Raw genomic sequence first — 8957 nt, 5'->3', positions numbered from 1 at the left:
GGACCGGCGGGGCCGGGTGCCGCATCTGCTGGGCCGTTTGGCGGCGGGGGCGCCGCCGTGGTGGTTCCCGGCGGTGGTACCGGGTCGGCGCTCGCCGTCGCCGCAGGTAACGCGAGCGCGATGGCTCCGGCGCCGCTTATCGCGGCGATCGCCAGCGTCGTCCACCGGCTTTTGGGCCGTGTCGAGTTTGCGTTCACCTCGTCCATGAGCAAAAACCTACCGTGTTGGCCTAGCGGGGCAAGGTCGTAATGGTGACTATGTTATCGATTTGCCGCTGATTGCGACCACGTATTCCGACGCATCAACGCAGATCAGCGGGCCACGTCGGGGAACCCTTGCGGCCGCGGCCACCAACCGGCATCCCGCTCACTGCCGGGCGCGTCTTTCACGGCCCGGCGAAGCCGGCTTGGTTCAGAACCGTTTGGCCCGTTGGCCCGGTCACCAGGTCGATGAACCTCTGCGCCAGCGCGGGCTGGGGGGCATGTTTGAGGACGGCGATTGGATACACGTTGGTCGCGTCGGCAGACTCGGCGAACTTGACCGTGCTCACTTTGTCACCGGCCTTGCGCGCGTCGGTGACGTAGACCAGCCCGGCGTCCGCGTTGCCGCTGGTGACCTCGGTCAGGACGTCGGACACGGCCGGTTCTTCACTGGCTGGGTTGAGGTGTACGCCGGTGTTGTCCTCGATGCGCTGGGTCAACGCTGCGCAGGGCACCGGCTCTTGGCACACAGCGACTTTGAGGCCGGGTTTGGCGAGGTCGGCAAAGGAGTGGATGTGCTTGGGATCGCCTGGCGCCGTAACGATCACCAATGTGTTGGACGCGAAATTGACCGGATCGGTCTCCGTCAAGCCCGCCTTGGCCACAGTGTCCATTTGCGCGCTGTCGCTCGAGGCGAAGATGTCAGCGGGGGCCCCCGAGGTCAACCGAGTCGCTAGTTCCGACGAGGTCCCGAAATCGAAATCCACAGTGGTGCCGGGATTGTCGGTCTGGAACTTTCCGGCGAGCAGGGTGAACGTCGGCTTCAGCGACCCGGCGGCGAACACCATGATCGATTGAGCCGACGATTGGCCTTGCGACGCGGAGTGCGGTGACTTAGCGGCGCACGACGACAGATTCGTCGCCGGCACGAGACAGATAAGGCCGCACACCAGCGCCCGCACACTCGTCAGCCGGAATGTCATGGTGCCAAGCGTTGTCCAAACGGTGACCGCGCTGTGCCGGATTCAGAGTTTCATCTCTAGCTACCGTCCAGTAACATGTACGAAGATTGACGCCATACACGCCCTGAAATCCCAGGGACCGGCGGTGCGGTGTGCCACCATCGAAGCATCGGATGACCGTTGCTCCAGGCGGACGCCGCGGTGCCGGTAAGTGGCCGTCACCTAGGTTCAGTGTTGAATACGAGGAGGTCATGGCGGTGGAGGTGCTGGTCACCGGGGGCGATACCGAATTGGGTCGCGCCGTTGCTGAGGGGTTCCGCGACGCAGGCCACACGATCACCCTGGCCGGGGCACGTCGAGACGATCTCGAAGTGGCCGCCAAGGAGCTCGAGGCGGACGCGATCGTCTGCGACACGACCGACCCCGTCAGCCTCGCAGAGGTCCGTGGGCTGTTCCCGCATCACCTGGACACCATCGTCAACATCCCCGCGCCGCGCTGGAACCCCGGTGACCCACGGGCGTACTCGCTGTCCGATCTAGCCGCCGCATGGCGCAACTCGCTGGACGCCACCGTGCTGTCGGCCGTCCTGACTGTCGAGACCGTGGGTGACCATTTGCGCTCCGGTGGGTCGATCATCAGCGTCGTGCCGGAGAACCCGCGCCCAGGTAGCGCCGAAGCCGCGGTCAAGGCCGCGCTGTCGAACTGGGTTTCGGGTCAGGCGACGGTCTTCGGCACCCGCGGTATCACGGTCAACGCCGTGGCCGGCGGGCGCGGCGCGCAGCCGGGCTACGAAGGGCTGTCCAGCACGCCGCCGCCCGTCACCGCCGAGATCACGCGGTTGGCGCTCTTCCTGACGAGTGCCGCAGCACGGCACATCACCGGACAGCTTCTGCACGTCAGCCATGGTGCGCTGACCCAATTCGCCTAGCGCGAACAATTCATTTTGGGACCTCAGCTGCCGGCGGAGGGTCATTAGGGTAGACCGGGTGACTATCCGACTTGGCTTTCAAATTCCCAACTTTTCTTACGGCACCGGCGTCGAACAGCTCTTCCCCACTGTTATCGCCCAAGCACGCGAAGCCGAATCTGCGGGGTTCGACTCGGTTTTCGTGATGGACCACTTCTACCAACTGCCGATGCTGGGCTCGCCTGATCAGCCGATGCTGGAGGCCTATACCGCTCTCGGCGCGTTGGCGACGGCGACCGAGCGGGTTCAGTTGGGCGCGTTGGTAACCGGCAACACCTATCGCAACCCGACCCTGCTGGCCAAGGCCGTCACCACCCTGGACGTCGTCAGCGCGGGACGCGCGATCCTCGGCGTGGGGGCCGGGTGGTTCGAACTCGAGCATCAACAACTCGGTTTCGAGTTCGGCACCTTCACCGAACGGTTCAACCGGCTCGAGGAGGCGCTGCAAATCCTCGACCCGATGATCAAGGGTGAGCGATCGACCTTCTCCGGTGAGTGGTACAAAACCGAGTCGGCGGCGGCCGAACCGCGCTATCGCGATCGCATTCCGATCTTGATCGGCGGCGGCGGCGAGAAGAAGACCTTCTCCATAGCCGCGCGCTACGCCGACCATCTCAACGTCATGGCCGGGTTCGACACGCTGCCGGGCAAGCTCGACGCGCTGGCCAAACGGTGCGACGAGGCCGGTCGCGATCGCTCGACGTTGGAGACCAGCATCCTGCTGACCGTGCTGTTGGACGAGAACGTCAAGCCGGACCAAATCCCGCCGGGCAGGAGCCAGCGCATAGTGATGGGCAGCCCCGACGACATCGCCGAACAGGTCCAGGCCAAAGTGCTGGACGCCGGCATCGACGGCGTGATCATCAACATGCCGTTCTACACGCCCGGCGTGGTCACCGCGGCTGCCAAGGCGCTGCGCCCGTTGGTCGGTCTCTGACAGCTCCGGCGAGGCGCGTCACGCTCGACGACGAGGGTGGGGCTGATCACACCGTTAAACCAGGTCCGGGCGGTTAACGTGTAGTTGAAAGCCGTCGCTGCCGAGGAGCAATCCAAACCATGAGCGCCCAACCCGTAGACACCGCGCCACATCGCCGACACCGGGTCGTGGTCATCGGATCCGGATTCGGCGGGCTGAACGCGGTCAAAAAGCTCAAGCGGGCCGACGTCGACATCAAGTTGATTGCCCGTACCACCCATCACCTGTTTCAGCCGATGCTGTACCAGGTCGCGACCGGCATCGTCGCCGAGGGAGCGATCGCTCCCCCAAGCCGCGTTATCTTGCGCAACCAACGCAACGTCCAGGTCCTGCTTGGCGACGTCACGCATATCGACTTGGCCGGCAAGTTCGTCGTCTCGGAGTTGCTCGGCCACACCTATAAGACCCCGTATGACAGCCTGATCATCGCCGCCGGCGCTGGCCAGTCCTACTTCGGCAACGACCACTTCGCGGAATTCGCGCCGGGCATGAAGTCCATCGATGACGCGCTGGAACTGCGCGGTCGCATCATGAGTGCCTTTGAAGCGGCCGAACGGTCCAACGATCCGGAGCGGCGGAAGAAACTGCTCACCTTCACCGTCGTCGGCGCCGGGCCCACCGGCGTCGAGATGGCCGGGCAGATCGCCGAACTCGCCGACTTCACGTTGAAAGGCGCGTTCCGACACATCGATTCGACCAAGGCGCGGGTAATCCTGCTCGACGCTGCCCCCGCGGTTCTGCCGCCGATGGGTGAGAAGCTCGGTAAGAAGGCGGCCGCGCGGTTGGAGAAGATGGGCGTCGAAATCCAGCTCGGAGCGATGGTGACCGACGTCGACCGCGACGGCATCACGGTCAAGGACTCCGACGGCACCGTCCGGCGCATCGAGTCCTCCTGCAAGGTGTGGTCGGCCGGGGTGTCCGCCAGCCCGTTGGGCCGGGATCTGGCTCGCCAGTCGACGGTCGAACTCGACCGCGCGGGCCGGGTCAAGGTGTTGCCGGACCTGTCGGTGCCCGGCTACCCGAACGTCTTCGTGATCGGTGACATGGCCGCCGTCGACGGTGTGCCCGGGGTGGCGCAGGGCGCGATCCAGGGCGCCAAGTACGCGGCGACCACGATCAAAGCCGAACTGGCCGGCGCCGATCCGGCCGAACGCGAGCCCTTCCAGTACTTCGACAAAGGCTCGATGGCCGCGGTCTCGAGATTTTTCGCGGTCGTCAAGATCGGTCCGCTCGAGTTCGGCGGCGTGATCGGCTGGTTCGCGTGGCTGTTGCTGCACCTGGTGTACCTGATCGGCTTCAAGAACAAGGTCACCACCGTGTTGTCCTGGACGGTGACGTTCTTGAGCGGCCGGCGCGGCCAGCTGACCATCACCGAGCAGCAAGCGTTCGCCCGCACCCGGCTCGAGCAGCTGGCGGTACTAGCTGCCGAGGCACACCACGGCGAAGCGGCGCAGGCCGCCAGCTAGCTGCCAGTCGGAGCTTCTTCCAGGTTCTGCAGCCGCACCTGACCGCGGGCCACCACGCGATCGTCGGAGTCGGTGATGGTGACGACCCACAGTTGCTGACGACGACCACGATGCAGCGGCGTCGCGGTGCCGTAGACGGTGCCACTGCCGATGGCACGCAAAAAGTCGGTGTTGTTGTTGACGCCGACGACCACTCCGCCGCCGTTGGCGTTGAACCAGGTCCAACCGGCGACGCTGGCCATGCTCTCGATCATCGAGCAGTAGACACCGCCGTGCACGATGCCCATCGGCTGCAGCAGCTTGGGCTGGACCTCGAGTTGGGCGCGTGCGCCATCTGGGCTGAGTTCGGTGAACACCAGTCCTAGCTCGTTATCGAATGGCCCCGGTGGGATGGCTGAGTCTGGCGATGGCTGCATGTCATTTTATCTACACGGCCCGGGCGGACGCGGGTGGTTCCGGGGTGCCGGAATCGCCATGCGAGACGTGCCGGCTGCCGCTACTGTGAGTGCCGACATCTAGGCCACGGCGAGGGGACAACATGGCAACGGTCACGGCGACAACCGAGCCGCTTCGGCTACCGCCAGGTTCGCGGCTACCGAAGCCCATCCAGGCCATCAGGTTCTTGGTTTCAAATCACGGAATGTACGACGCTCTGGCCCGGCGGTACGGCGGCAGCGTCATCAGCGTGAATCTGCCGAGCTTGGGTCATGCGGTGGTGATCACCGATCCCGTCCTGGCCAAGGACGTGCTCAGCGCCAGCACCGATCTGCTCGAACGCAAGGGAGGGGGGAGCGGGAGCCTGGGCGACGGATTCGGCCCGGGGTCGACGTTCAGCCTTGACGGCGCCAGACTCCAGGCGCGCCGCAAGGTGGTGCTCCCGTCATTTCACGGCAAACGGATGCGAAGCTACGAGCACATCATCGAAGAAGAGGTGATGCGCGAGATCGCGACCTGGCCAGAGGGGCGCGAGTTCAAAACGCTGCCTTCGATGACGAGCATCACTCTCGGCACGATCCTGCGTGCCGTGTTCGGCGCTGAGGGGGCCGCGCTGGACGAGCTTCGCGACCTAATGGGGCCCATGGCCGCACTTGTCGGTCTGTTCCTGGCGTTGCCGCCGAGCTTGCGGCGTGACCTGGGTCGGTGGAGCCCGGCGGGGCGGTATCTGCGGTACCGGCGTCGTTTCGACGCTGTCATCGACTCGCTGATCGCCGAGGCGCGGGCCGATCCCGCCTTGGAAGAGCGCAGCGACGTGCTTGCGCTGCTGGTGCAGGCCCGCTACGAAGACGGGGAGCCGCTCCCGGATCAGCACATCGCCGACGAGATGCTGACCTTGCTCTTCTCCGGTCACGAGACAACCTCCGGATCATTGGGCTGGGCAGTGGAGCGGTTGACTCGCCATCCACAACTGCTGTCGCGGCTGACCGAGGAAGTCGACGCCGGCGGATCCGAATTGCGGCGGGCCACCATCTCGGAAGTACAGCGCACCCGGACGGTTCTCGATGCCACCGTGCGGTGCGCAAAGACGCGAATCCGATTGGGGGACTGGGTTATTCCAGAGGGCACCCAGGTGATATTGAGCATCCGGCTGATCCATGAGTCGGATGACAGCTTCCCGGACGCGGCGTCGTTCAACCCGGACCGATTCGTCGGCGGCGTCCCTAAGCCGACGGCGTGGGTTCCGTTCGGCGGCGGCGTCAACCGTTGCGTCGGCGCGGCGTTCGCCGACATGGAGATGGATGTCACGCTGCGCATACTGCTGAGCGAATTCCGTTTCGCCCCAACCGATGCGCCGGACGAACGACGGTTCTGGCGCGGTATCACGACCCAGCCCGCACTGGGTGCACGAGCGGTGGTTTACCGGCGAAGCGCCAAGGCGTCGCGTGATGCCAACTCTGCTTCGTTGGCCGACCACGGCGGCGCATAATCCGCGTGGCATACTCGCCGCTGTGACTAGCACTTCCAAGCGGTACATCAAGCTCATTGACCCTTTCCCGTGGTTGAAACTAGCCATCAACAAGTACTGGTACCCCTTGATCACCCGCCGGTGGGAAAACGAAGACATCACCTTTCTCAACTGGGGCTACGAGGAAGATCCGCCGCTTGGACTGCCGCTGGCCCCTGAGGATGAACCCGACCGGTACAGCATCCAGCTCTACCACCGCACGGCGACCCAAGCGGATCTCGGCGGCAAACAAGTCCTGGAGGTCAGCTCCGGACACGGCGGTGGAGCCGCGTATCTGGTCCGGACACTGAAACCGGCCTCCTACACCGGGCTGGACTACAACCCGGACGGTGTTAAATTCGCCCAAAAACGGCACAACCTACCGCAGCTGGATTTCGTGCACGGCAACGCTGAGAGCATGCCCTTTCCCGACCAGTCCTTTGACGCGGTGATCAACGTCGAGGCCGCGCACTCCTACCCCCATTTCGACCGTTTTCTTCCTGAAATGACGCGGGTGCTGCGCCCGGGAGGGCATTTCCTCTACGCCGATTTCCGCGGGTTCCTCGAATTTGGCGATTGGGATGCAGCACTGGCCGGCATGCCGATGCGGATGGTGTCGAAGCGGGAGATCAACACGGAGGTGCTGCGCGGGATGGATAACAACTCGCAGCGCTTCCTGGGCCTGAACTCCCGCTATGTGCCCAAATTCCTGCAGCCCTTCGGCCGTGTATTCGCCGGCGCGCCGGGCACGCAGGGGTACAAGCAACTGCAAAGCGGGCGGCTTTCGTACCGGATGTACCACTTCATCAAAGACTGAGACTGAGCGCCCGCACAACCTGCGGCATCCCCAGACACAGGCGAGCCCCGTGCCTTCAGGCACGGGGCTCGCCGATCGAGTTGACCGGGGGTCACTGCAGCCCTCAGGACGCCGTCACGGTCATCTATCGCTCGATGCCAGCAGCATAGGCAAGGCTGCCCTAATCTCGCAAGTGTCCCACGCTCGCGCCTCCAGCACCACCAGCGCGACCACCCGCCCGATCACGGTGTGGACCAGTGGACTGTGAAGGCCGTCACACCGGCGGGACCCGTGCCCGAGGGCCTTGCCACGGCATTCGACCGTTAGTAGTTGGCGGGCGAACGGATCGGTACGACCGTCGGTAGTAAGCCGGAGTATTCTGGCGTCATTGCACAGGAGATGAACGAACATGGCTAAGCTGGCGCGTCTGGGGAATCTCGAACGTGCGGTAATGGACCATCCTTGGTTCGCCCCTCAAGCTCAAACAGTGCGGCAGGTGCACGAGGCGCTGTCAATGCAACGCGACCTGGCGTACACCACGGTGATGACCGTGTTGCAACGACTGGCCAAGAAGAATCTGGTCTCCCAAATCCGCGACGACCGTGCGCACCGCTACCTCCCGGTGCACGGCCGCGACGAACTCGTCGCCGGCCTCATGGTCGACGCGCTGGATCAGGCCGCAGATTCCGGAAGCCGACAAGCGGCACTGGTGCATTTCGTCGAACGGGTTGGCGCCGACGAAGCCGAGGCGCTTCGGCGGGCACTCGATGAACTGGAGTCCGGTCACCGCGACGCGTCGTCTGCTGGCGCTCGACCCGAGGGCTAAGGGAGACTGGCACCGTGTCCGGGCTAGCCTTCACCATCCTTGCGGTGATGCTGGTCGGCCCGGTACCGGCACTGCTATCGCGGGCAAAGTGGCCGTTGCGCGCCCCACGCGCGGCGATGGTGCTCTGGCAGGCCGTCGCCGTCGCGGCAGTGCTTTCGGCGTTCAGCGCAGGGATCGCGATCGCCAGCCGGCTATTTCTTCCCGGCCCGGACGGGCGGCCGACCGCCACTCCGGTTGGCGGCATCGGTCGACTCGGCTGGCCGCTGTGGATCCTGGATGTCGCGGTGTTCGCGCTCACGCTGGTGATCGGTGCCCGGCTGGCGATGGCCGTGGTCCGGGTGGCCATCGCGACGCGTCGGCGTCGCGCCCATCACCGCATGCTCGTCGATCTGCTCGGCGTAGCACCGGACGCGGTCTCCGCGCGGGCCTGCGTCCGCGAGCGTGACCTGCGCGTCCTCGAAGTAGCGCAGCCACTGGCCTACTGTCTGCCCGGCGTGCGCAGCCGAGTGGTGGTCAGCGAGGGCACTTTGGATTCCCTCACCGAGACCGAGGTGGCCGCGATCCTGAGCCACGAGCGGGCCCATCTGCGCGCCCGTCACGATCTCGTCCTTGAGGCCTTCACCGCTGCACACGCCGCGTTTCCCCGGTTCGTCCGCAGCGCAAACGCTTTGGACGCGGTGCAGCTGCTGGTCGAGCTGCTGGCCGACGATGTCGCGGTCCGGGTGGCCGGCCGCGCTCCCCTGGCCCGCGCCCTGGTGACGTGCGCGTCGGGTCGCACGCCGCTGGGCGCGTTGGCGGCCGGCGGAGCCCACACGCTGGTG

9 protein-coding genes and 1 pseudogene are annotated in these 8957 nt (G+C 65.3%); 7 read left to right on the top strand and 3 right to left on the bottom strand.

What is annotated here, in order from left to right:
• A pseudogene (locus WAN71_RS15705) lies at positions 1-206 on the bottom strand (hypothetical protein); the annotation flags it as partial.
• A 179-nt stretch (positions 207-385) separates the two neighbouring features.
• Positions 386-1183: a molybdate ABC transporter substrate-binding protein gene (gene modA / locus WAN71_RS15700; RefSeq protein ID WP_422226214.1), complete on the bottom strand. Its 798-nt coding sequence runs from the start codon at positions 1181-1183 to the stop codon at positions 386-388.
• Between the two features lie 230 nt (positions 1184-1413).
• On the opposite strand from modA, the gene WAN71_RS15695 reads away from it, so the two are divergent.
• The 3 genes from WAN71_RS15695 (at position 1414) to WAN71_RS15685 (ending at position 4572) form a co-directional block, all read left to right on the top strand.
• Positions 1414-2091, top strand: coding sequence for an SDR family oxidoreductase (locus tag WAN71_RS15695; RefSeq protein WP_422226213.1), 678 nt, complete (start codon positions 1414-1416; stop codon positions 2089-2091).
• Between the two features lie 58 nt (positions 2092-2149).
• Positions 2150-3067: an LLM class F420-dependent oxidoreductase gene (locus WAN71_RS15690; protein ID WP_422226212.1), complete on the top strand. Its 918-nt coding sequence runs from the start codon at positions 2150-2152 to the stop codon at positions 3065-3067.
• Positions 3068-3186: 119 nt separating this feature from the next.
• Complete coding sequence (locus tag WAN71_RS15685; protein ID WP_422226211.1) at positions 3187-4572, top strand: NAD(P)/FAD-dependent oxidoreductase; 1386 nt, start codon at positions 3187-3189, stop codon at positions 4570-4572.
• Here the strand turns inward: WAN71_RS15685 and WAN71_RS15680 are convergent.
• Positions 4569-4988: a PaaI family thioesterase gene (locus WAN71_RS15680; protein WP_422226210.1), complete on the bottom strand. Its 420-nt coding sequence runs from the start codon at positions 4986-4988 to the stop codon at positions 4569-4571. The genes WAN71_RS15685 and WAN71_RS15680 overlap by 4 nt on opposite strands.
• A gap of 122 nt (positions 4989-5110) precedes the next feature.
• Between WAN71_RS15680 and WAN71_RS15675 the strand changes: the two genes are divergently transcribed.
• The 4 genes from WAN71_RS15675 to WAN71_RS15660 form a co-directional block, all read left to right on the top strand.
• Positions 5111-6496, top strand: coding sequence for a cytochrome P450 (locus tag WAN71_RS15675; RefSeq protein WP_422226209.1), 1386 nt, complete (start codon positions 5111-5113; stop codon positions 6494-6496).
• A 46-nt stretch (positions 6497-6542) separates the two neighbouring features.
• Positions 6543-7331, top strand: coding sequence for a phthiotriol/phenolphthiotriol dimycocerosates methyltransferase (locus tag WAN71_RS15670; protein WP_422226215.1), 789 nt, complete (start codon positions 6543-6545; stop codon positions 7329-7331).
• A gap of 388 nt (positions 7332-7719) precedes the next feature.
• Positions 7720-8136: a BlaI/MecI/CopY family transcriptional regulator gene (locus WAN71_RS15665; protein ID WP_422226208.1), complete on the top strand. Its 417-nt coding sequence runs from the start codon at positions 7720-7722 to the stop codon at positions 8134-8136.
• Positions 8137-8150: 14 nt separating this feature from the next.
• Positions 8151-8957 (top strand): M56 family metallopeptidase (locus WAN71_RS15660; protein ID WP_422226207.1); only part of this gene is annotated, 807 nt, incomplete at its 3' end.

Origin of the sequence: Mycobacterium sp. (assembly GCF_049280035.1) — a bacterium.
Lineage (GTDB): Bacteria > Actinomycetota > Actinomycetes > Mycobacteriales > Mycobacteriaceae > Mycobacterium.
Note: the sequence above shows the minus strand (reverse complement) of the source record. Positions and strands in the feature narration are given on the sequence as shown.

Coding starts and splice junctions, on each gene's coding strand:
- WAN71_RS15665 (WP_422226208.1), top strand. CDS start 7,720: ATGGCTAAGCTGGCGCGTCTGGGGAATCTCGAACGTGCGGTAATGGAC.
- WAN71_RS15685 (WP_422226211.1), top strand. CDS start 3,187: ATGAGCGCCCAACCCGTAGACACCGCGCCACATCGCCGACACCGGGTC.
- modA (WP_422226214.1), bottom strand. CDS start 1,183: ATGACATTCCGGCTGACGAGTGTGCGGGCGCTGGTGTGCGGCCTTATC.
- WAN71_RS15680 (WP_422226210.1), bottom strand. CDS start 4,988: ATGCAGCCATCGCCAGACTCAGCCATCCCACCGGGGCCATTCGATAAC.
- WAN71_RS15675 (WP_422226209.1), top strand. CDS start 5,111: ATGGCAACGGTCACGGCGACAACCGAGCCGCTTCGGCTACCGCCAGGT.
- WAN71_RS15695 (WP_422226213.1), top strand. CDS start 1,414: ATGGCGGTGGAGGTGCTGGTCACCGGGGGCGATACCGAATTGGGTCGC.